This is a genomic window from Streptomyces sp. BE303 (assembly GCF_036290945.1).
In the GTDB taxonomy this organism is placed as follows: domain Bacteria; phylum Actinomycetota; class Actinomycetes; order Streptomycetales; family Streptomycetaceae; genus Kitasatospora.
On record NZ_JAQYWZ010000297.1, the window covers coordinates 1 to 712 of the forward strand.

1 protein-coding gene is annotated in these 712 nt (G+C 73.7%); it reads left to right on the plus strand.

Features of this window, described 5'->3' with window-relative positions; translation table 11 throughout:
* A partial coding sequence (locus PUR56_RS02830) for a M4 family metallopeptidase (protein WP_329947710.1) occupies positions 1-712 on the plus strand: 712 nt, incomplete at both ends.

The window sequence follows — 712 nt, forward strand, 5'->3', positions numbered from 1 at the left end:
CCCCGCTGCGCTTCATGGACAAGCCGTCCAAGGACGGCCGTTCCGCCGACTACTGGCGCCGGGGCCTCGGCGGCATCGACGTCCACTACTCCTCCGGCGTCGCCAACCACTTCTTCTACCTGCTCTCCGAGGGCAGTGGCGCGAAGACCGTCAACGGCGTCGCGTACGACAGCCCGACCTACGACCACTCCACGCTCACCGGGATCGGCCGGGACAAGGCCGCCGCCATCTGGTACCGGGCGCTGACCGCCTACATGACCTCCACCACCAACTACGCCGGCGCCCGCGCCGCGACCCTGCACGCGGCCGAGGACCTCTACGGCGCCGGCAGCGGCGAGTACACCGCCGTCGCCGCCGCCTGGAGCGCCGTCAACGTCGGAACCGCCCTGCCCACGGCCCCCGCGCTCACGCATCCGGGCGACCAGGTCACCGCGCTCGGCACCGCGGTCGACCTGCTGGTCCCGACCGCGGGAGGCTCCGGCACGCCCGCCTACACGGCGGACCACCTCCCGGACGGCCTCGCGCTCGACGCCGCCACCGGCAGGATCACCGGCACACCCGGCACCACCGGATCGACGACCGTGACGGTGACCGCCACCTTCCCCTCCGGCGCGACCGCGAGCACCACCTTCACCTGGGCCGTCACCGACGCCAACAGCCCCTGCCCCTCCGCGCACCTGCTCGGCAACGCCGGCTTCGAGAGCGGCGCGGC